At 31.4% G+C, this 23,164-nt stretch carries 21 protein-coding genes; 19 read left to right on the top strand and 2 right to left on the bottom strand.

The features are described from left to right. Nucleotides 1-110 precede the first annotated feature (110 nt). The 19 genes from FYJ83_RS04670 (at nucleotide 111) to FYJ83_RS04585 (ending at nucleotide 21,376) form a co-directional block, all read left to right on the top strand. Complete coding sequence (locus FYJ83_RS04670; RefSeq protein ID WP_154439174.1) at nucleotides 111-752, top strand: GntR family transcriptional regulator; 642 nt, start codon at nucleotides 111-113, stop codon at nucleotides 750-752. Nucleotides 753-936: 184 nt separating this feature from the next. Next, nucleotides 937-1,410, top strand: coding sequence for a glycine/sarcosine/betaine reductase complex selenoprotein A (gene grdA, locus FYJ83_RS04665; protein ID WP_154439173.1), 474 nt, complete (start codon nucleotides 937-939; stop codon nucleotides 1,408-1,410). Nucleotides 1,411-1,464: 54 nt separating this feature from the next. After that, on the top strand, nucleotides 1,465-1,848 hold the full coding sequence (locus FYJ83_RS04660; protein ID WP_229768490.1) for a GrdX family protein: 384 nt from the start codon (nucleotides 1,465-1,467) through the stop codon (nucleotides 1,846-1,848). 31 nt (nucleotides 1,849-1,879) lie between these two features. Next, nucleotides 1,880-3,166, top strand: coding sequence for a glycine/sarcosine/betaine reductase component B subunit (locus FYJ83_RS04655; protein ID WP_154439172.1), 1,287 nt, complete (start codon nucleotides 1,880-1,882; stop codon nucleotides 3,164-3,166). A 25-nt stretch (nucleotides 3,167-3,191) separates the two neighbouring features. Beyond that, nucleotides 3,192-4,490, top strand: coding sequence for a glycine/betaine/sarcosine/D-proline family reductase selenoprotein B (locus FYJ83_RS04650; protein ID WP_154439171.1), 1,299 nt, complete (start codon nucleotides 3,192-3,194; stop codon nucleotides 4,488-4,490). A gap of 100 nt (nucleotides 4,491-4,590) precedes the next feature. Then, the gene (locus FYJ83_RS04645; RefSeq protein WP_154439170.1) at nucleotides 4,591-5,673 is read left to right on the top strand and encodes a YkvI family membrane protein; all 1,083 of its coding nucleotides are present in this window, start codon (nucleotides 4,591-4,593) and stop codon (nucleotides 5,671-5,673) included. A gap of 253 nt (nucleotides 5,674-5,926) precedes the next feature. Beyond that, complete coding sequence (locus FYJ83_RS04640) at nucleotides 5,927-7,330, top strand: MATE family efflux transporter (RefSeq protein WP_154439169.1); 1,404 nt, start codon at nucleotides 5,927-5,929, stop codon at nucleotides 7,328-7,330. Between the two features lie 143 nt (nucleotides 7,331-7,473). Then, a complete protein-coding gene (locus FYJ83_RS04635) occupies nucleotides 7,474-8,331 on the top strand; it encodes an AraC family transcriptional regulator (RefSeq protein WP_154439168.1) in 858 nt (285 codons plus the stop codon). A 70-nt stretch (nucleotides 8,332-8,401) separates the two neighbouring features. Further along, on the top strand, nucleotides 8,402-8,533 hold the full coding sequence (locus FYJ83_RS20200; RefSeq protein WP_268233506.1) for a hypothetical protein: 132 nt from the start codon (nucleotides 8,402-8,404) through the stop codon (nucleotides 8,531-8,533). Between the two features lie 328 nt (nucleotides 8,534-8,861). Continuing rightward, the gene (locus FYJ83_RS04630) at nucleotides 8,862-9,701 is read left to right on the top strand and encodes a pirin family protein (RefSeq protein WP_154439167.1); all 840 of its coding nucleotides are present in this window, start codon (nucleotides 8,862-8,864) and stop codon (nucleotides 9,699-9,701) included. 203 nt (nucleotides 9,702-9,904) lie between these two features. Beyond that, nucleotides 9,905-10,843, top strand: coding sequence for a linear amide C-N hydrolase (locus tag FYJ83_RS04625; RefSeq protein ID WP_229768489.1), 939 nt, complete (start codon nucleotides 9,905-9,907; stop codon nucleotides 10,841-10,843). Nucleotides 10,844-10,973: 130 nt separating this feature from the next. After that, nucleotides 10,974-12,857, top strand: a complete 1,884-nt coding sequence (locus tag FYJ83_RS04620) for an ABC-F family ATP-binding cassette domain-containing protein (RefSeq protein WP_154439166.1) — start codon at nucleotides 10,974-10,976, stop codon at nucleotides 12,855-12,857. A 13-nt stretch (nucleotides 12,858-12,870) separates the two neighbouring features. Then, nucleotides 12,871-15,051 (top strand): DNA topoisomerase III, encoded by a 2,181-nt coding sequence (locus FYJ83_RS04615; RefSeq protein WP_154439165.1) that lies wholly within the window; start codon nucleotides 12,871-12,873, stop codon nucleotides 15,049-15,051. Between the two features lie 146 nt (nucleotides 15,052-15,197). Beyond that, a complete protein-coding gene (locus FYJ83_RS04610; protein WP_154439164.1) occupies nucleotides 15,198-16,853 on the top strand; it encodes a phosphoenolpyruvate carboxykinase (ATP) in 1,656 nt (551 codons plus the stop codon). A 109-nt stretch (nucleotides 16,854-16,962) separates the two neighbouring features. Next, nucleotides 16,963-17,796, top strand: a complete 834-nt coding sequence (locus FYJ83_RS04605; RefSeq protein WP_154439163.1) for a CvfB family protein — start codon at nucleotides 16,963-16,965, stop codon at nucleotides 17,794-17,796. 23 nt (nucleotides 17,797-17,819) lie between these two features. Beyond that, entirely contained in the window at nucleotides 17,820-18,350 is a 531-nt protein-coding gene (locus FYJ83_RS04600) for a TDE2712 family protein (RefSeq protein WP_154439162.1), read from the top strand. Nucleotides 18,351-18,415: 65 nt separating this feature from the next. Beyond that, nucleotides 18,416-19,771 (top strand): 23S rRNA (uracil(1939)-C(5))-methyltransferase RlmD, encoded by a 1,356-nt coding sequence (rlmD, locus tag FYJ83_RS04595; protein WP_154439161.1) that lies wholly within the window; start codon nucleotides 18,416-18,418, stop codon nucleotides 19,769-19,771. A 314-nt stretch (nucleotides 19,772-20,085) separates the two neighbouring features. Further along, nucleotides 20,086-21,102 carry a DNA cytosine methyltransferase gene (locus FYJ83_RS04590; protein WP_154439160.1) on the top strand — a complete coding sequence of 339 codons (1,017 nt, stop codon included), beginning with the start codon at nucleotides 20,086-20,088 and terminating at the stop codon, nucleotides 21,100-21,102. Further along, on the top strand, nucleotides 21,068-21,376 hold the full coding sequence (locus FYJ83_RS04585) for a hypothetical protein (RefSeq protein WP_216585076.1): 309 nt from the start codon (nucleotides 21,068-21,070) through the stop codon (nucleotides 21,374-21,376). Before FYJ83_RS04590 ends, FYJ83_RS04585 begins: the two co-directional genes overlap by 35 nt. On the opposite strand, the gene FYJ83_RS04580 is transcribed toward FYJ83_RS04585, so the two are convergent. Both FYJ83_RS04580 and dcm read right to left on the bottom strand, forming a co-directional pair. After that, nucleotides 21,357-22,151 (bottom strand): PDDEXK family nuclease, encoded by a 795-nt coding sequence (locus tag FYJ83_RS04580; protein WP_097033496.1) that lies wholly within the window; start codon nucleotides 22,149-22,151, stop codon nucleotides 21,357-21,359. The two genes, FYJ83_RS04585 and FYJ83_RS04580, sit on opposite strands and share 20 nt — an antisense overlap. After that, the gene (gene dcm, locus FYJ83_RS04575; protein ID WP_154439159.1) at nucleotides 22,151-23,131 is read right to left on the bottom strand and encodes a DNA (cytosine-5-)-methyltransferase; all 981 of its coding nucleotides are present in this window, start codon (nucleotides 23,129-23,131) and stop codon (nucleotides 22,151-22,153) included. Before dcm ends, FYJ83_RS04580 begins: the two co-directional genes overlap by 1 nt. Between the last annotated feature and the right edge of the window lie 33 nt (nucleotides 23,132-23,164).

Here is a 23,164-nt window from a genome sequence, read left to right as displayed (position 1 = left end):
AATTCCGATTTTTAGTGATAATACTGAGAATCGGAATTATTATATTTGATTATTTTTTGTATAACAAATATAATAATACTTAATAACAATTTTAAGTAAGGGGTATGATTATGACCGATATTAAACTAGATACAGATAAGATATATGAAATATTAAAATCAAGGATTATACATCTTGAATATGAACCAGGATTAGTTTTAAATGAAGTAGATTTAGCAGAGGAATTTAATATAAGTAGAACACCAATTAGAAAGGTTTTTCAATTATTACATAGTGATAAACTTTTAAATATTGTGCCAAGATTTGGAGCTCAAGTTACACCTATTGACTTTAAACAGATGAAGTATATATTTGAAGTGACTAGAGAGCTAGACCCTTTTGCTTCAAGACTTGCAGTAGAAAGAATAAGTGAAGAAAAAGTAAAAGAACTTGAAGAAATTATGCTAAGGTTTGAAAACTATGATATAGGTAAAGATTATCAAAATGCCATTAATGATGACGAGCAATTTCATAGTATTATACTTTCATCCTGTGGTAATCCGTGGTTACAAGACATCTTGACATCTTTACATTATCATACAGAAAGATTGTGGCATTATTGTGAGCAGTATTTTGATAGTATTGATTTATTTAGTCATACTTTAGGAAAAGTATTAGAGGGAATAAAGGAGAAAGATTTAGATAAAGTAGAACAATATGCTAGGGAACATATAGATGAATTTGTTTTTAAAATAAAAAAAGAAATGTTATAGAATTTTAAAGAAAGCTTCAATTTTAGATGGTTTAGATCATTCAAAATTGAAGCTTTTTAATTTTTTTGAAGAAAGTTTTATAATTTTATTAAAATACACTTGAAATACAATTAAAAAACATATAGAATATAATTAAGAAACAAATGAAAAACATATATCAAACAAAAAGAAAGGAAGTGGCAAAATGTCAATATTTAATGAAAACACAAAAGTTATCATTATTGGTGACAGAGATGGTATACCAGGACCAGCTATGGAAGAATGTATAAAAACCACTCCTGCAGAAGTAGTATTTTCAGCAACAGAATGTTTTGTCTGAACGGCTGCAGGTGCAATGGATTTGGAAAATCAAAAAAGGGTTAAAGATTTAACTGAAAAATACGGAGCAGAAAATATGCTAGTATTAATCGGTGGAGCAGAAGCTGAATCAGCAGGATTAGCAGCTGAAACAGTTACAGCAGGAGACCCAACTTTTGCAGGTCCATTAGCAGGGGTTCCGTTGGGACTTAAGGTTTATCATGCAGTAGAACCAGAATTCAAAGAATCAGTAGATGCTGATGTATACGATGAACAAATTGGTATGATGGAAATGGTTCTTGAAGTTGATGAAATCGTTTCAGAAGTAAAAGGTATGAGAGATGAATATACGAAGTTTTAATAATTAATTCTGTTTAATATAGATCCCAAAAAAACAATAAGAGGAGGGAAATCTATGAAAAATAATATGAGTTATCAAATAGTAACTAATAATCCAAATGTTAAGAAGGACTATAAAGAAGTAATCTTTGTTGAAGGCAGTTTTGAAGATGTATTATTTAAGGTAAGAGACTTAGTGCATACAGGTTTTGAGCTTATTAATCATCCTCTAGGAGCAAGTTTAAGAATGTTTTTCTCCCCATATCGTTCGATTATTGTAAGGGAGAATATAGATAAAACAAATAATATTTATGCAGAAACAATTGAAAATAGTATCGTGAATTACCAAAAACATATGAGTGTTAGAAATGTAGACGTGGTAAATGGTGAAGACTATGCTTTGATTGATGCTGAATTATTGAAATCTGCATTAGATGAATATGAAAGAGTTTATAATTAAAAAATTTAAAATAAAGCGGAGGTGACTTTCCTTGAAACTTGAACTTAGAAGAATCCATATTAAAGATATTCAATTAGGAAATGAAACAACTGTAAAAAATGGAGTTCTAACAGTAAATAAAGAGGAATTGATTAGTAAGCTTAAAGAAGACGAAAGAATTAAAGATGTTAAGCTTGACGTAGCTAGACCTGGAGAAAAAGTAAGAATTATTCCAGTAAAAGACGTTATTGAGCCAAGGGTAAAAATTGAGGGAGAAGGAAATGGTTTCCCTGGAGTATCTACAAAGATGGCTCAATTGGGAGACGGAAAAGTAAATGTGCTTTATGGTGCAGCAATTGTAACAGTGGGAGATATAGTAGGATTCCAAGAGGGAGTAGTTGATATGTGGGGCGAAGGTGCAAAATGGACTCCATTTTCTCAAACCTTTAATTTAGTAGTAGATATTATTCCAGTGGAAGGATTAGCGCCACATGTTCATGAAACAACTGTTAGATTAGCAGGACTTAAAGCAGCTGAATTTGTAGGAGAAGCAGGTAGAAGTGTGGAGCCAGATGAGGTATTAGTATATGAAATGGGCAGCCATGCAGAAGAAAGCAAAAAATATCCAGACCTACCAAAAGTAGCATATGTGGAAATGCTTATTTCTCAAGGATTACTTCATGATGGATATATATATGGTGTTAATAGTCAATTAATATTACCTACACTACTACATCCAAACGAAGAATTAGATGGAGCAGTAATTAGTGGTAACTGTGTTGCGGCTTGTGATAAGATAACAACTTACCAACACCAAAACAACTCAGCGATTCTCGATTTATATGCAGAACATGGAAAAACTATTAATTTCTTAGGAGTAATACTTACTCCAGAACTAACTACTCTTGAAGGTAAATTTAGAACTTGTGATTATACAGCTAAATTATGTAAGAGCTTAGGAGCAGATGGAGTTATTATATCTGAAGAAGGTTATGGTAACCCAGACTCTGATTTATTAATGATTTGTAAGAGATTAGAAGACTCAGGAATAAAGACAGTACTAATAACTGATGAATGTTCTGGTTGGGATGGAATGAGTCAACCATTGGCAGATACAGCAAAAGAAGCAATAGCAGTAGTATCTACAGGAAATGTTAGCCACGTAGTTACATTACCACCAGCAGATAGAGTTATTGGAAATGATAAAGCAATAGCCACTTTAGCAGGAGGATGGGAAGGTTGCTTAGAGGAAGACGGAAGTTTAAAATGTGAGCTAAATGCAGTAATTGGAGCAACATCAGAAATCGGATATCATAATTGTACAGTTAAATTATATTAATTAGCTTGGAAAGGAGGAGAAAAATATGAAATTCAAGGTATTATATTATGTTAATCAATTCTTTGGTCAAATAGGTGGAGAAGAAGAAGCAGGAATGGCACCAGTTTTTAAGAAGGAAAACATTGGACCAGCATTAGGATTTAATGGTCTTCTTGGAGAAGAAGGGGAAGTAGTAGGAACATTAATATGTGGTGATAACTATTTTAATGAAAACAAAGAAGAAGCTTTAGAATATATAATGAATGTAATAAAAGAAAGCAATCCAGACATTATTGTTGCAGGACCAGCTTTTAATGCAGGAAGATATGGTATGGCTTGCTCAGGAGTAGCTAATGCAGTAATAGATGAATTAAATATTCCTGTAGTTACAGGTATGTATATAGAAAACCCGGGATTAGATTCTTGTAGGGCTAAAGCAATCGTAGTGGAAACTACAGATTCAGCAGCTGGAATGAGAAAAGCGTTACCAGTAATGGCTAATATCGTAAAGAAATTAATGAAAAATGAAGAACTAGGTCTTCCGGCAGAAGAAGGATATATTTCTCAAGGAAAGAGACTTACTGTTTTATCAGATAAAAGAGGTTCTAGAAGAGCAGTAGATATGCTATTGGCTCGTTTAACTGATGAACCTTTTGAAACAGAACTACCAATGCCAGTATTTGATAAGGTAGACCCAGCACCAGCTATTAAAGATTTAAGCAAATCAACTATTGCTTTAGTAACTAGCGGTGGAATGGTTCCACATGGCAACCCAGATAGAATTCAGTCTGCTAGTGCTCAAAAATGGGGCAAATATGATGTAAGTGGCAGAGAGGCTTTAACAGGAGAATATTGTACAATTCACGGTGGATTTGACCCTGTATATGCAAATGAAATCCCAGATAGAGTAGCTCCCCTTGATATGCTTAAAGAATTCCAAAAAGAAGGAGTTATCGGTAATGTATTTGAATATTTCTATACTACTACTGGTACAGGAACGTCTGTTGGAAATTCAATAAAATTTGGGACTGAAATTGGAAAGGAATTAAAAGAAGCTGGAGTAGACGGTGTTATCTTAACATCTACTTGAGGTACTTGTACACGTTGCGGTGCAACGATGGTAAAAGAAATCGAAAGATATGGCATACCTATAGTTCATATGTCTACTATAACTACAATCTCAGAATCAGTAGGAGCTAATAGAATTGTTCCAACTATTGCAATTCCTTATCCTGTTGGAAATCCAAATCTTCCAGAGAATGAAGAATATACATTGAGAAAGAAAATGGTTGAAAGAGCTTTAAAAGGATTAAATACAGAAATAAAAGAAGTAACTCAGTTCTAGTTCTATAATTTTTCCATCATTAGAAATAAAAGGGGCTATTGATGCCCCTTTTGACTAGAATAGTTAATAAGGTACTATTAATTTATAGGAGATGATAACTATGGAAAAACAGCAAATAAACTGGGGTAGAACTATGACTTATGCCGGGGCATATATTGCCTTTCTAATAGGTTCAGGATTTGCAACGGGACAAGAAGTTATGCAGTATTTTAGTGCATATGGATACTTAGGAATATTAGGAGTAGTAGTAGCGTTTCTATTATTTGTTTATGTAGCAGTTGAGTTTGTAACAGTAGGTAAAGAACAACAGTTTCCAAAAGGAAGCGATGTATATAAATATTATTGTGGAAATATAATTGGAAACTTTTATGATTATTTCTCCATAGCATTTATTTATATGTCATTTATAGTTATGATGGGTGGAGCAGGTGCTACTATAAATCAGCAATACGGACTACCTACATCATTAGGTGGAATACTTATGGGCATATTAGCAGGAGGTACTGTAATATTTGGTTTAGGAAAGATAGTAGATGTAATAGGTAAGATAGGTCCAGCAATCGTTTTATTAACAATTATATTAGGTATAGCATCTATAATAAAAAATCCATCAGGACTATCTGAAGCTAATGAAATAATACCAAAGCTTAATTTATTAAAGGCATCTTCTAATTGGTTCTTTGCAGCTGGTTCTTATGTAGGATTCTGTATGTTGTGGTTGGCAGGATTCTTAACGCCTCTAGGAGGATCAAGTGAAAGTAAAAAAGAAATTACTACTGGAGTAGTTTTAGGTGCAGCAGGATTCAGTATTTCACTTGCAATTATTACCCTAGGTATTATTGCAAATATTGACCAATTAGCTGGTACAATGGTACCTACATTGATACTTGCAGGTAATATAAATTCAATACTTGCTATAATATTTTCATTCATAGTAGTAGCAGGTATATATACAACAGCAGTACCACTTTTATGGCAAGTTGTTGCAAGATTTTCAGAAGAAAAAACTAATAAATTTAAAATATTAACAGTAGTTTTAGCTGTAATTGGAGTATTTATTGGCCTAAAAGTTCCTTTCGATAAACTAGTAAATATAATATATGTAATAAATGGATATGTAGGTTTTGTACTATTAGGGTTTATGGTAATTAAAACCATAAGGACAAAATTAATAAAGAATTGACATTAAATAAGGAGACAACTCATTTGAGTTCTCAATAGATTTGTAGAAAACTTTTCCCCATGAAGTTTTCTCCTCTATAAATATTTTGGCAAAATATTTATAATCTTAAATTTAAAATTATGACACATGAAAATATAAGTTAGACCAATTTGGTCTAACTTATATTTTTTTTTATACCTACTTTTCTTTTTTAGAGAAGATGATATAATATATATATGTTTAGCGACTCGAAATATATAGAAAGAGGTGGAATATGAATAAGCAAAATAAAACAGAAATGATTTTAAAAGGAAATATATATAATGTACTTATTACTTTATCAATTCCAATTATAATCAACAGCCTTATACAGACTCTATATAATCTAGTAGATGGTGTATGGGTTAGTAAAATATCTTCAGTTCATTTTGCAGCAACGGCTTTTGTATGGCCTGTAAACTTTTTATTTGTGTCACTGGGTATTGGATTATCTATAGCTGGTACTTCGATTTTGTCTCAATTAATTGGAGGAGATAGAATAGAGGATACAAGAGAATACTCAACTCAATTAATAGCTATTACTATATTATCTTCAATTGTATTTACTGCCTTAGGGTATTTAATAAGCCCGACTATAATTAGATTAATGGGTGGAACTGGAGATTTAGGATTATATGGTAATATTTACTTGAGAGTTACATTTTTAGACTTGCCATTCATGTTCCTATTCTTTAATATTACCTCTATTATGAATGCCCAAGGAAATACCTTAGCTCCAACTATACTTAGTGCTATTTCAGCAATAATAAATGTAGTTTTAGACCCAATATTTATATTTACATTTGGTTGGGGAATTGCAGGAGCCGCTTGGGCTACTTTAGTGGCTAGAGCAGTCTTGGCACTGGCAGGAGTCATTATGCTATTTACTGAAAGTAATAAAATAAGACCAGATTTTAGAGGATTTAGATTTAATAAATCAATAGTAAAAGAAATAATCACTGTAGCATTACCATCTTCAATAGGGCAGTCAGGAGCTTCCTTAGGATTTATTGTACTTAATGGATTTATAGGATCCTATGGAACAGCTACCATAGCAGCATATGCCATGGTAAATAGAATAACATCTTTAGTAATGCAGCCAGCCATGGGAATGGGTTCAGCTTTAACTGCAATAGTAGGGCAAAATATAGGTGCTAATCAAATTGATAGGGCTAGAGAGGCTTTCCATAAAGCATTGAAATTAACAATTCTTATAGGAACTATAGGTTGTGTACTTTTAATAGCATTTGATGAGCCTATTATAAACTTTTTTATGCAGTCAAAAGATGATATTTCAGTTATAGAGCTAAGCTTAACTTATTTATTCTATATATCCTTATCAATGCCTTTAATGGGTATATTCAGCGTACTACAAGGAATATTCCAAGGTTCTGGAAATACCAAGTATTCCATGGCAATGGAAATAGGCAGACTTTGGTTTGTTAGACTCCCAATGATACTTATATTTAAACATTTGACAAATTGGGGGCCTACTGGAATATGGTTTTCCATGAGCTTTAGTAATCTTATAGTATGTCTATATGGTTACTGGGTATATAGAGGCAACAAATGGCAAAAGAAAGTAATCAAGACAGATGATGAATGTCAAAGTGAAGGTGCCTTTGGAGTAATTGAATAAAATAATTATAAAAACGAAGAATTAATTCTTCGTTTTTGCAATTAGAATATCATTAATTTTATGATAACTCTCTTATTTGTGCATGAATGGAGAGGAAAAAATAGCTGGATTATATTATACTTAATTGTAAAGGAGAGAAGAGGATGGAATGGATAGAACGATTAAATAGTGCCATAAGTTATATTGAAGAACATTTGGAGGATGAAATTGATTATGAATATATTGCAAAAATTGCTTGCTGTTCTACATTTCATTTCCAAAGAATGTTTTCTTATATAGCAAATGTACCTCTTGCGGAATATATTCGTCGTAGACGTATGACAATGGCAGCTGTTGATTTGCAAAATAGTAACGAGAAAGTCATCGATATTGCTTTAAAATATGGATATAATTCTCCGACTGCATTTAACCGAGCTTTTCAAAATATACATGGAATTACACCATCACAGGCTAGAACAAAAGGCGTTTTAATCAAGGCATTCCCTCCAATTAGCTTCAGAATAACAATTAAAGGAGATGTGGAGATGAATTATAGAATTGAACAGAAAGATAGTTTTAGAATCATTGGAGTGGCAGAATCTTTACATAAGGAGATTGAGAAAAACTTTGAGATTGTTCCACAAATGTGGCAAAGGGTGGCAGAAGATGGCACTGTGGGAAAACTTGTTTCTATGATGAGTTCTGAGCCCATGGGTGTACTTGGAGTAAGTGCCTGTAATGAAGAAGAAAATTGGAAGTATTATATTGCTGTCGCAAGCGATAAATTTATTGATAAAGAGTTTGAAGAATTCATTGTTCCGGCATCAACGTGGGCAATTTTTTATGGAGAAGGTACTATGCCACATTCTATACAAGAACTTGAAAAGAGAATTATAACTGAATGGCTTCCTACATCAGGCTATGAATATGCCAATGCACCTGATATTGAAGTATATCTATCAGCAGATCCCCAGGATGCAAAGTTTGAAGTATGGATACCTGTTATAAAAAAACATAATTAATATAGAATATTAGATAGAAAGAGGACGGTAGGAATATAAATCTTCACCTTTCGGACAATTGATGGAGGCTATGAAATCATTTGGACAGATTAGTGGATATAATGATATCTTTATTCCTGCCATGAGAAGATTATCTCCTGCATATGTATTTCATTTATCAATATACTACACATATCAAGAGGTAAGGTTGATAAATTATTAGAAAGAGATAAAATTAAGAGTATGGAAAGCTTATGCTAGCCATGCTCTCTTGTTTATATGAAGCTATTTTTACTTTTAAGAGATTGGAGATAGATGTAGATTAGTAAGAAAATTTAATAGAATTTTTAATAATATTGATTTAAATCTATGGAAAGGGGGATAAGTCTATTAAGGTTCCGATTTATCTTTAATTAGAGATAACCATATCTAATTAGAGATAAATTAATGAAGATAGGTCAAAAATAATGAGGCGACTTTATGTAAAAGACAGAACTTAAGAGGAACAAGAAAATATATTAAATTATATGAAAAATTTGGAGGGCTATAATATGAAAAGAAAGATAAAAGATAGAGTGACAGGCTTTAGAACCAAGGATGGAGCAGGAGTAAATTTAGTTAGGGTTTTGGGACATAATACAATTGAAACTTTTGATCCTATTTTGATGCTTGACTCTTTTGATAGTACAAATCCTGATGAATATACAGCAGGTTTTCCGATGCATCCTCATAGAGGTATAGAGACTATTAGTCTAGTAGTTAGAGGTCATATGGTACATAGGGATAGCCTTGGACATGAGGACGGAATTTCCGATGGAGAGGTTCAGTGGATGACAGCTGGTTCCGGAATATTACATGAAGAGAAGCTACCCGCTTCTGATAAGCTTTTAGGAGTTCAGCTTTGGTTAAATATGCCTAAAAAAGATAAAATGGCTGCTCCAGAGTATCACAGCATAAAGAAAAATGACATAAAAGAAATTCCTATTGATGGAGGGATATTAAGACTTATAAGTGGTAACTATAAAGAATATGAAGGATTCAAGGGGAAATACTTACCACTTGATTACTATCATATAATGTTAAAAGCAAATAATAAATTTACTATTGAAACTGAAGAAAATAAATCAGTATTAGTATTTTTATTATCTGGTGATGCTAAAGTAACAGATGAAATTGTAAGAGAGAAAACAGCAGTTAAGTTAACTGAGGGAGATTCATTAGATATAGAGTCTCTTAATGAAGATATACAGATTTTATTTATAAGTTCTGATAAGTTAGATGAGCCAGTATCATGGGGTGGACCAATTGTTATGAATACAAAGGAAGAGATCCAACAGGCATTTGATGAATTGAGAAATGGAAGTTTTTTAAAAGAAAAGGTTGATTACTAATAAATTTTTAAATGTTGAAGATAACTACTTTAGAGAGGATTAAATTACTATTTAATCCTCTCTAAAATTATATTTAAAAAATTGTTAAAGGTGGTTCTTATTGGAATGAAAGAAAATATAAGCTATAATTAAAATATAGATAATTAAGTTATTTCTAAAGTGGTTCTTTTCAAAAAATATATTATGATAATAAGAGGGATAATATGTGTACAGGTATAAAAATAAATTATAATAATGGCTGTGTCATGGGGAGGACAATGGATTATGAAGTTCCTCTAAATTACAATGTAATTTATTTACCAAAGAAGTATAATTTTTGTAATGATTTAATGGGCAAACCATTGTATTCAAAATATAAAACATTAGGTCTATGTTTTGAAAATAGAGACCCATTGAAAGATGGTATAAATGAATATGGATTAATAGGGATTACCAATGCTTTTTCGGGATTCAATCTTTATGCTAATCAGGTGAAATCGGAAAAGATTAATATTTCTAGCTTGACTTACTTGACCTATGCACTTACAAGCTATAAATCTGTAGAGGAATTAATTGGAGACCTACCAAATATCCATATGTCTACTAAAGATCATAAGGGAGAAAATGTAATATCACCAGATTTTCATTTTATGTTTGCCGATTCTACTAAAAGGTGCATTGTTGTTGAGCCTAGAAAAGGGGAATTGATATGCTATGAAAATCCATATGATGTAATGACAAATTCACCGAGATTTGAATCTCATGTTAGAAGACTGAATCAAATTTTAGATTTAGATAATCTTGAAGGTTTTAACTCTGCTAAAGATTTACCAGGAGGTTACGATCCTATTTCTAGGTTTATTAAAGCATTTTATCTAACTAAAACGAATATTAAACCCAATAGTGCTAAAGAGGCACTTTCATACTCTTATAATATAATGAATGCAATGACTATGCCAAATGGGTTTGTTAAAAATACAAAGTATAATTATACTACTTATACTAGATACATTTGTTCCTATGATTCAAAGAACAAAATATTGACTGTAAAATCTAATACTAATCCAACAGTTTATCAGCTAGGATTTGAAGACATAGAAGATAAGGATAAAAGACAAGCATTTTTTTTAGATACAGATTTTATCGTAGAAAAGTTAAAGTAATAGAGATTGTAGATTTTCTAGGCTATCAATATCAGAGTAAAACGGAGAATTAATTCTCCGTTTTTTGTTTTGTATGCCCAATATATGTTATAATATTAAGTTAGAAAAACTTAAACGAAAGGGTTATATTATGAATTTAATATCTATAGAAAATTTATCAAAAGCATATAATGAAAAACAGGTACTTAAAGATATAAGTTTAGGAATTAATGAAGGAGACAAAATAGGTCTTATAGGGGTAAATGGTACTGGAAAGACTACATTTTTAAAGATTATAGCAGGAATGGAAGAACCAGATACAGGAAGAATAATAAAAGGCAACAATGTAAATATAGAATATCTATTACAGGATATAGATTTTGATCTCGAAGTTACAGTAGTAGAGCAGGTCTTTAGAGGTAATTCTAAAAATATTCAATTAGTTAGAAGATATGAAGAGGCAATTTTAAATCCAAATACTAAAAGTGAAGAAATATTAAAATTAACAGAAGAAATGGATAATGCCAATGCTTGGGATTTAGAAAATGAGGCAAAATCAGTGTTGACTAAACTTGGTATTACAAACTTCAATGAAAAGATAGGTAACTTATCTGGAGGACAAAGAAAAAGAGTAGCCTTGGCATCTGCTTTAATCAATCCATCAGAATTACTTATATTAGATGAGCCAACTAACCATTTAGATAATGATACAATAGAATGGCTTGAAGAATACTTGAAAGGTAGAAAAGGAGCAATCCTTATGATTACCCATGATAGGTACTTTTTAGATAGAGTGACTAATCAAATAGTGGAACTAGATAGAGGAAGTCTTCATCTGTATAAAGGTAATTATAATTATTTTCTAGAAAAAAAATTAGAAAGAGAAGAAATAGAATTAGCCAGTGAGAGAAAAAGACAATCCTTATTTAAAAAAGAATTAGCATGGATAAAGAGAGGGGCAAGAGCTAGAACTACAAAACAAAAAGCTAGAATAGAACGTTTCAATGAATTGAAGGAAGGAGGAATAGATATATCAAATGAAAAATTAGATATATCTGTAGGAGGCACTAGATTAGGTAGAAAAATAATTGAAATGGAAAATATAGAGAAATCATTTGATGAAAAGAAAGTAATAGATAATTTTAGTTATATTATTTTGAGAGATGATAGAGTAGGAATTCTTGGTCCAAATGGTAGTGGAAAATCGACTTTAATGAATATAATTGCAGGAAAACTTAATCCAGATAAAGGTATAGTAGATGTGGGAGAGACTGTAAAAATTGGAGTATTTGCCCAAGAAAATTTAAATATGGATAATGATATTAGGGCAATTGAGTTTATAAAGCTAGGCGGAGAATTTATTCAAACCTCTGATGGAGAAAAAATCTCTGCTTCTCAGATGATGGAAAGGTTTTTATTTCCTAAAGAACTTCAATGGACACCCATAGGAAAACTTTCAGGTGGGGAAAAAAGAAGACTTCATCTACTTAGAGTGTTGATGGAAGCACCAAATGTACTTTTATTAGATGAGCCTACTAACGATTTAGATATAGATACGCTTAATGTATTGGAAGACTATATTGAAGAGTTTCCGGGACCAGTAGTTATAGTATCTCATGATAGGTATTTGTTGGATAAAATAGTGGATAAATTATTTGTATTTGAGGGAAATGGAAAAATAGCAGGATATACTGGAAACTATGAGTATTTTAAAGAAGTATCAAAAGTTGAAAAAGAAAGTCTTCAGACAGATAAAAAATCTGAACATAAAGAAAAGCAAAAGACAAATAGTAAATTGAAATTTTCATATAATGAACAACGAGAATGGCAGGAGATAGATACTATTATTGCTAAATTGGAAGATGATATAGCAAAAATAGATAAGAAAATAGAAATAGCTGCTACAGATTATACTAAACTTCAAGAACTACTAGAAGATAAGGAAAAAATTGAAAATAAACTAGAAGAAAAAATGAATAGATGGGTTTATTTAAGTGAATTAGCAGAACAAATAGAACAGCAAAACAAAAATTGAAAGGATGTTTTTAATGAGTAAATCATTGGTTTTAGCAGAAAAGCCTTCAGTTGCTAGAGATATAGCACGGGTGCTTAATTGTAACAAAAAAGGTAATGGATTTTTAGAGGGAGAAAAATATATTGTAACATGGGCATTAGGTCACTTAGTTACTTTAGCTGACCCAGAACAATATAATAAGAAATATAAAACTTGGAGTATGGAAGACCTTCCAATGCTTCCAGATAATATGAAACTTGAAGTCATCAGACAGAGCAGTAAGCAATTCTATACAGTTAAGGAACAGATGTATCGTAAAGATGTAAATGAAATAATTATAGCGACAGATGCAGGTAGGGAAGGAGAGCTTGTAGCTCGCTGGATAATAGAAAAGGCTAATGTAAAAAAGCCAATCAAAAGATTATGGATTTCATCAGTTACAGATAAGGCAATAAAGGATGGATTTAATAAATTAAAGGATGGTAAAGCCTATGAAAATCTTTATCATTCTGCAGTTGCAAGGGCAGAGGCTGATTGGATAGTAGGTATAAATGCTACTCGTGCTCTTACCGTAAAATATAATGCTCAGTTATCCTGTGGTAGAGTTCAAACTCCTACTTTATCTATGATTGCACAACGAGAAGAGGAGATTAAAAAGTTTGTACCAAAAGAATATTATGGCATTACTGCAAATATAAAGGAATTAAAATTAGTATGGCAAGATAGTAACACTAAGGACATTAAAACATTTGATAAAGCTAGAACTAATAAAATACTAGATTCTATTAAAGGACAAGATGCTGTAATAGTTGATATAGAAAAGTCTAATAAAAAGTCCTATTCCAAAGGACTATATGATTTAACAGAGTTACAGAGAGATGCCAATAGAATATTTGGATACTCAGCAAAAGAAACATTATCCATAATGCAGAGATTATATGAAAATCATAAGATTTTGACATATCCAAGAACAGATTCTAAATATATATCAGAGGATTTAGTAGATACACTAAAAGATAGAGTAAAAGCCTGTAACATCAGTCAATATGGAAGAATTGCATCCAAGCTACTTAACTCTCCAATAAAGACTAACAAGTCTTTTGTAGATAATTCTAAGGTAACTGATCATCATGCTATAATTCCTACGGAAGAAAGAGTACTATTATCGAATCTAAATGATAATGAAAGAAAGATATATGATTTAGTAGTTAAAAGATTTTTGTCAGTGCTTTATCCACCTTTTGAATATGAGGAAACTTCTATTAAAGCTAAAATAGGAAGTGAAAATTTCATAGCTAAAGGAAAAAGAGTAATATCCTTGGGGTGGAAGGAAATATATGAAAATAATAATTATAATGAAGAGGAAGATAATGATGAACAAAATCTTCCAATAATAAATAAAGGGGATATATTGAAAGTAATATCCATAGTACAAACAACAGGAAAAACTAAACCACCAGCACCATTTAATGAAGGGACTTTGCTTCAAGCTATGGAAAATCCCGTAAGATATATGAGTGATGAGAGTAAAACATTGAAAAAGATAATTGGTGAAACAGGTGGAATAGGAACTGTAGCAACTAGAGCAGATATAATCGAGAAGTTATTTAATACATTTCTAATTGAGAAAAATGGTAAAGATATTTTCATAACATCAAAGGGAAAACAATTAATGGAGTTAGTACCGGAAGATTTAAAGTCACCAGCTTTAACAGCAGAATGGGAACAAAAACTTAGTCTTATTTCCCAGGGAAAGCTAAATAAAAATAATTTCATAAAAGAAATGAAAGAATACTCTAAAACAGTAGTAAAAGAAATAAAAAACAGCGATGAAACCTTTAGACACGACAATATGACTAGAAATAAATGTCCGGAATGTGGGAAATTCATGTTAGAAGTTAAAGGAAAAAAAGGAAAGATGTATGTATGTCAGGATAGAGAATGTGGTCATAGAAAAAATATATCTAGAGAAACAAATGCAAGATGTCCTAATTGCAAAAAAAGATTGGAGCTTCGTGGAGAGGGTGATTCACAGATATTTACTTGTCAATGTGGATATAGAGAAAAATTATCTACTTTTAATGAAAGAAAATCAAAGGAAAAGAGTAATGTATCTAAGAAGGAAGTTTCTAATTATCTGAAGCAACAAAATAAGAATAAGAATGAATCCTTAAATACAGATTTAGCAGATGCTTTATCTAAGTTGAAATTTTAGTATAGTGACGTACTAGTGTGGAATATAATAAAAAAAGTATAACACATATATTAAAAAAATATATCATATCTTGTTTCAAATCGTCGAATTATCTGTTATAATATGATTATTAAAATAATATGTATTATAGGGGGTAAATAAAAACAATGGCAACGACAGCAAACTATAGAAGAGAAGATATAAGAAAGGATAATCCGATTTTTTCTTCTATACGTACTACAATTGAATCTACTTTTTATGGTAATAATGTAATTAAAGTTTCTTCATTATCAGAAGCATATAAGTTAGCAGAAGCTTCATCGGGGACAATAGTTACGGATATGCCAGTACATAGACCAACAGAATTAGGATTAGATGAGGGTTCAAAGATTCTTTTATTTAATGATGGTGAAATAACTGGAAGATTCGCAGGAGCTAGAGTTATTATTGGAGAAAATAATGTAGATGAAGGACAATTTGCAGGTATTGCAAGAGAAGCAGTATTTCATACAAGATATAAAAAACTATACCATGCTCAAGTGGTTATAGGATTACATGAAGATTTCATGGTAAAGGCTCATTTATTAATTCAAGAAGGCTATGAAAACACAATGTATAGTTGGATGCTTAATTTCCAATATATAACAGAGGAATATATCAAAATGTATAAAAATTCTACAAAGTTGCCAGAAGGTGATATTTATATATTATCTGATCCAGAATATTACCCACCTACTCACCCAAATGGATTAGCATTATTTGATCCACAGCATAATTGTGCATTATTATGTGGAATGAGATATTTCGGTGAGCATAAGAAAGGAACATTAACTTTGGCTTGGGGTATAGCAAATAGAAATGGATTTGCTTCATGTCATGGTGGAATGAAAAGATATAATTTCTCAAACAATGAAAAATACACTATTGGAGTATTTGGATTATCTGGTTCAGGTAAATCTACACTTACTCATGAAAAACATGACGGAAAATATGATATAACAATATTACATGATGATGCTTATGTAATATCTACTAAAGATGGATCTTCAGTAGCTTTGGAACCATCATATTTTGATAAAACTCAAGATTATCCAACGGACCATCCATCAAATAAGTATTTAATAACAGTACAAAACTGTGGAGTTACTTTAGATGATGAAGGAAAGAAAGTTATAGTAACAGAAGATTTAAGAAATGGTAATGGAAGAGCTGTTAAATCGAAACTATGGGCAGAAAATAGAATAGATAAAATAGATGAACCAGTGGATTCTATAGCTTGGTTAATGAAGGATGCAACTATTCCACCAATAGTGAAAATAACTAACCCTGTACTTGCATCTGTAATGGGAGCTACCCTTGCAACTAAAAGATCTACGGCTGAAAGACTTGCTAATGGTGTAGATATGAATGCTTTAGTTATAGAGCCTTATGCAAATCCTTTTAGGACTTATCCTCTTAAAGATGATTATAATAAGTTTAAGGAATTATTTGAGAACAGAAATGTAGAATGTTATATATTCAATACAGGACATTTTCTAGATAAGAAAATTCCAAAAGAAGTTACCTTAAAATTACTGGAAGATATAGCAACTAAGAAAATAGAATTTAAAAAATTAGGTAACTTTACTGATATTGAATATGTGGAAATAGAAGGATTTACTCCAGATATGGAAAATACTGAATATCAAAAAATGTGGTTAAGTAGTATAAACTACAGAAAAGAGTTTTTAAATAATATGGAAACTTTTAAAGGCGGAAGAGACAAATTACCACAGGAAGCATTAGATATACTTGAAAAATTAGAAAAAGAAGTTTCTAAATAATTAATTAAGGGCGAACTTGGTTCGCCCTTTAAAAATTTAAAATTATTTAGATAAAATATAGTTATTGTGATAAAATAGTAGTAGAAATAATAGGAAAAGGAAGTGAAATATGATAAAAATAGGAAAAATACAGAAATTAAAAATAAAAAGATTCACATCTGTAGGAGCTTATTTGAATATTGATGATAGCAGAGAAGATGATGTATTGTTACCTAAATCTCAAATACCAGAAGAGGCAAAGGTGGGAGATGAAATAGAAGTAATGGTATATAATGATTCCAGAGATAGAATTATTGCTACCACAAAAAGAGCAAAAGCCCAAGTAGGAGAAATGGCTCATTTAATGGTAATTAGTCAAACTAAAATAGGCTCATTTTTAGATTGGGGATTAGAAAAGGATTTGTTTTTACCTTTTAGTGAAACTGTAGGGTCAGTTGAAAAAGGAAAGGAATATTTAGTAGGAGTTTATTTAGACAAATCTGATAGACTTTGTGCTACTATGAAAATAAAAGATATGTTAAGTACAGAGTCTCCATACAAGGAAAATGATAAGGTAAAGGGAACTATTTATAGCATCAATAGAGATATTGGAGCATTTGTAGCAGTAGAAGATAAATATGATGGACTGATTCCCAAAAAAGAACTACTAGGTGTTTATGAAGTAGGGGAAATAGTAGAAGTAAGAGTAACTAAAGTAAAAGAAGATGGCAAACTAGATTTAAGTCTAAGGGATAGGGCTCATCTTCAAATGGATAAAGACTCAGAGCATATTTTATTAAAACTAGAGGAAAGAGATGGATTTTTACCTCTAAATGATAATACTGACCCAGAGAGAATAAAAAAAGAACTGAGTATGAGTAAATCAGGATTTAAAAGAGCCATAGGAAAACTATATAAAGAAGGATTAATCACAATAGAAGACAAAGGAATTAAATTAAAATAACTAAGGATTAGGAGACGATTTTAATGGTGAAGACAATAAAGACTAATTTTGATACAGTGGAAATGATGCTATTTATCTGGCAGTCTATTGCTGATAGAGAGAAAGTAGTAGATTCTTTTTTTATAGATGTTGCAAATAAAGAAGATATGAAATATCTATACGACGAAGAATTTAATGAAGAATCTGTTAGAAAAGTATTATCAGCTATATCCAATAGAGAAATGTTAAATAACTCAAGTAAAAAGGAAAGAAAATTTTGGAATAACCATATGTGGATGCTAGAAGACTTAGAAAACATGAACAATATGGTTAGACCTGTTAAAACATTGAACTTAGATGATGTGAAAGAAAAATTACCAAAAGATGCAAAGTTTGAAGAATTAGAAGTAATCTTTATACCTGGACATGAAGCTGAATATTATGTAGATGGAAATAAATTAATAATCAACTTCTTTAGAATAATGGTAGACCCTATGGATCAAACTAAGGTAAATATATCTGGTAAACCTCTTAAAGAATATATAGAAGAAAGATTAATGGAAATAGCAAAATAAATTATAGATAAATACCCTTTAAGAAGGGTATTTATTTTTAACATCAAATTATAATGGAGGAAGTTATGGGAATTAATGTTGGAGATAGATTTGAAGGAGAAATAATCGATTTTACCCATGAAGGTAATGGAGTAGTAAAGGTTGATAATTTTACAATTTTTGTTTCTGGTGGAGTAATTGGGGATAAAGTAGTGGGAAAAATAGATGAGGTTAAGAAGAATTTTGCCATAGGTCAGGTAACTAATATTATAGAGCCATCAAAAGATAGAATAAAGCTAGATTTTAATATAGAGGAAGCTAGAGGTGGAATACCTTTAATAGAATATAAATATTCTAAGCAACTGGAGTGGAAGAAGAATAAGGTAAAGATGGACTTTCTTAAAATAGCAAATTTAGATAATATAAAAATTAATGATACTATAGGTATGGATAACCCCTATAGATATAGAAACCATGTTCAAATACCAGTAGGTGAAAAAAATGGAGAAACAGTTATCGGATTTTATGAACAAAATACAAATGATATAGTCAATATGAATGAAACCATACTTCAACCTGAATTGGGAAATAAGATAATAAAAATAATCAGACATTGGATGGATTCATTTAATATAAAACCCTATAATAAAAATACTAAAAAAGGAATAGTACGTCATATAGGTATAAGAATTAATAAAGATAATAAGGCTATGGTGATTATAGTCATAGGTAGTAATAAGATACCCTATGAAAAAGAATTAATAAATATGTTGATTAAAGAAGATATAATCAGTATTTATCAAAATATAAATAAGCTAAACTCATCTACTACATATGGGAAAGAATATATAAAAATATATGGAGAAGATAAATTATTAGATTATATAGGAGAGTATGAGTTTTATCTATCACCTAACTCATTTTTCCAAATAAATAGAACTCAAGCAGAGGTTTTATATAATAAAGCTATAGAATACTTAAATATAGATAAAGATGATATTATCTATGATTTATACTGTGGAATTGGAACTATCTCCTTATATATGGCAGAAAAAGCTAAGAAAGTATATGGAGTGGAAATAGTAAATAAAGCTATAGAAGATGCTAAGGAAAATGCGAGATTAAACAATATAGATAATGCGGAATTTATAGTGGGAAAAGCCGAAGAAGTATTTCCTAAATTAATGGATAAAGGAATAAAGGGTAACAAGGTAGTAGTTGATCCACCTAGAAAAGGTTGCGAAAAAGAAATTATAGAAGCCATTATAAAATTAAGCCCAGAGAAAGTTGTATATGTGTCATGTAACTCTGCTACTATGGCTAGGGATGTGAAGTATTTGGCGGAGAATGGGTATAAGGTAGAGGAAGTTCAGCCGGTGGATATGTTTCCGCATACTGGGCACGTTGAGTGTGTTGTCTTGATGTCAAGGGTTGAGAAGTAGCTCTACTAAAAATACTGATAAATAAAGGGTTTTCAAGGTTGTAAGATTTTCTGTCTGATGTCTGGCAGTCCTCTTAACCTTGGAAATCCTTATTTTTATTTATTGAGGAAACAGGTCGACTGTAAAAAAGTGTGTAGGGTTGAGTTGACAGATTAGATAAAATCGTAGGGTCGAGGAGATAGGATAGATATACATGGGGTTAAACAGATAATTGATTGAGAAAACACTTAGTAATTTAGGACTAAAGAACTTGAAATTATAGCGCAATGCGCTATAATGATAGTAGAAATTAAAACTTAAAGAGGAGATTCACTATGATTAATATAAAGAAAAAGTCGCTTTCTGGTTTTACTTTTATCGATTTATTTGCAGGATTAGGTGGTTTTCGAATTGCATTAGAATCGCTGGGTGCAAAATGTGTTTATTCAAGTGAATGGGATGAACCTGTAAGAGAAGTTTATGCAGAGAATTTTGGAGATATCCCTGATGGAGACATTACTCAAGTAGATGAAAACTCTATTCCTGATCATGATATTCTATGTGCTGGATTTCCATGTCAGGCTTTCTCAATAAGTGGGAAACAGCGTGGATTTGAAGATAGTAGAGGTACATTATTTTTTGATGTCGCAAGAATTGTGAAAGCTAAGAAGCCAAAGGTAGTTTTTATGGAAAATGTTAAGAATTTTGCTTCTCATGATAATGGTAATACTTTGTCCGTGGTAAAAACCATTATGGAGGAGTTGGGGTATACATTCCATCAGAGAGTTTTAAACGCTGCTGATTATGGAATTCCTCAAAAGAGAGAGCGTATTTACATGGTTTGCTTTAGAAATGATTTAGACATTGGAGAGTTTAATTTTCCAAAGCCTTTCCCATTGAAAAAACATGTTGAAGACTTTTTATTAGAAGATGAAAGCCAGGTAGAACATCTATACATACAGAGGCCAGATACTTATTTCAATGGGGTGGAAGATAACAAGTACAGTAACAAACCAATTAGATTAGGAATAGTAAATAAAGGCGGTCAAGGTGAAAGAATATATAGTGTAAAAGGGATAGCGATTACGCTATCGGCTAACGGTGGAGGAATATTTGCCAAAACGGGAGGATACTTAATTAATGGAAAAACCAGAAAATTGCATCCTAGAGAATGTGCTAGACTAATGGGGTTTCCAGATAGTTACAAAATTTGCAAGAGTGATAATCAAGCCTATAAGCAATTTGGTAATTCTGTAGTTATTGATGTTTTGCAACTGATTGGTCAAGAGATAGGAAGTGCCATGGAGGGAGCAAAGAATGAGGGAAATAGAATTCAGACAATGGCTATCTAAAAATAATATATCCAAAAAGATGCAAAGTGATCTTGTGTCGAGATTGAAACGTTTTGAAAAGGCGATAGAAAACTGCGATATTGATGAGCAATATCGCAGTGATAAGTTTTATTACCTATTCTCCCTTTTTCAAAACAAAGGTTTAAATGACAATATGAATAAGTTTAAAAATGTAGATTTGCCAATTGGTAAATACCAGCTTAGTATATTTAAGTATGCACTAAATAAGTATAAGCAATTCATTGAGGACGAGATTACCTCAAAGCCTGAATGAACTCATCTGGTCCAATACCGCTTTTATTTGACTTTAAGTCAATTGAAAAAATGACGTTTGCATTAAATGTATTAGAAAGCTTTCTGATTTCGTATTCAGAGTCTCGTAGAGAGAACATATATTCATAACCGTGTAATAGGAAACGTTGGTTGTGTAAGGATTCCGCTGAAACGACAAAAAGCTTGCCAGCATCTGTTCTTGAGCTTTCAATATTATAGCCATTGGATTTAATATAGTTTAGAACATTGGATATATTACTCTTTCCAACATGACTTGACCCACTGCGTTTAACTCTGTATTTAGCACTAACATTAAAATATTCACTAAATCTTTCAACAGGTAAAATAGTATAGTTATTTGTTATAAAATAGCGAGCACCCTTATTTCTGTAGCTGTCGATAATCCAATTTGAAAAGATTTCAGAACCATTATTCATTACTATATCTTTTCCTGCTGTTCCAGCCTCCTTAAACTCGTCAAATTGGGCATTCATATGTTCAATGATTTGTTTTGCGTATGTATTAATTGGAGTGGTATTTAGACGGCTATAAATAAATGTACTTGATGCAATATCTGGTAGCAAAACAAATTGACCACATTGTGCTGGAGAGTGCTTTGCATCAATGTAAAAAATATTGCCAGACTTAGTTGTAACTTTAATGTCTGGTATAGTGGAGTCAGATCCCCCCTCATGTTTAAAGCTTGCATAATCACCGAATTTTCTATTTAAATATTCGGTACAGTCAATTTCAAAATCTTCCCATATTGATGACATTATATTACCTCCTCTTTTTTAAGATGTTTAATGATACAATCACCTAACTTTTTAATGACATTAACTGTCATTGCATTTCCAGCCTGCATAAGTAAGTGTCTATTTGTAACACTGTCTTTTACTTTTTCTGCATATTGTACAGGAAAACCTTGTAAAAGTAGTGCTTCAAAACCTGTTAGTTCTTTAATGGCATGATTTTTTATGTAAAAGATCCCGTCTCTTTGAGAGCGTAAAGTTGGCACCTTTCCACGGTATAACCTTAAATCTGACATTCTTGTATCGATTATAAGTAATTCTTCATCCAAGAAATCTGTTGGTACATACTTTCCCTGATTTGTTGGGTTTTTTAGGTAATATGTGAATTTTTCAAGATTAATCTCTGATATATCGTTGTTTGAATCAATTAAATAATTTTCTAAACCAGGTACGGGCTCTACTGTTGGCCATTCGAAGCCATCGGCAGAAAGATTCGATTTTTTATCAAATCCAATGAAATATACTCGTTGCCGCATTTGAGGAACGCCGTAATCAAGGCTGTTTAAAACCTTATAAACAACTGAGTATCCAATATCATCAAATTCAGTCATAATCTTTTTAATTGTTGCACCTTTGTCATGGCTCACAAGTCCACGTACATTTTCTAATATGAAACATTTCGGGCGAGTCTCGTTAAGGATTCTTATAAGGTGAAAAATGATCTGCCCTCTATCATCATTAAATCCTGCTTTTCTACCTATGACAGAGAATGTCTGACAAGGGAATCCTGCAATTAGAAGATCAAATGATGGTAGAGTTTCACTTTTAATTTTTTTTAAGTTTCCATAATTCTTTTCATTTTCAGTATCAAACATCTGTTTATATGTTGCTACCGATAGTCTACTTGTATCTGAATAACCGACACATCTTAATCCACTTTGCTCTAAACCGAGCCTTCCGGCTCCGATTCCCGAACAAAAGTCGAAAAATGTATTTATTTTCATAATGACCTCCGTATATTTGCTTAGACTTCTGCT

The sequence above is a fragment of the Tissierella pigra genome (assembly GCF_009695605.1).
Classification (GTDB): domain Bacteria; phylum Bacillota; class Clostridia; order Tissierellales; family Tissierellaceae; genus Tissierella; species Tissierella pigra.
Note: the sequence above shows the minus strand (reverse complement) of the source record. Positions and strands in the feature narration are given on the sequence as shown.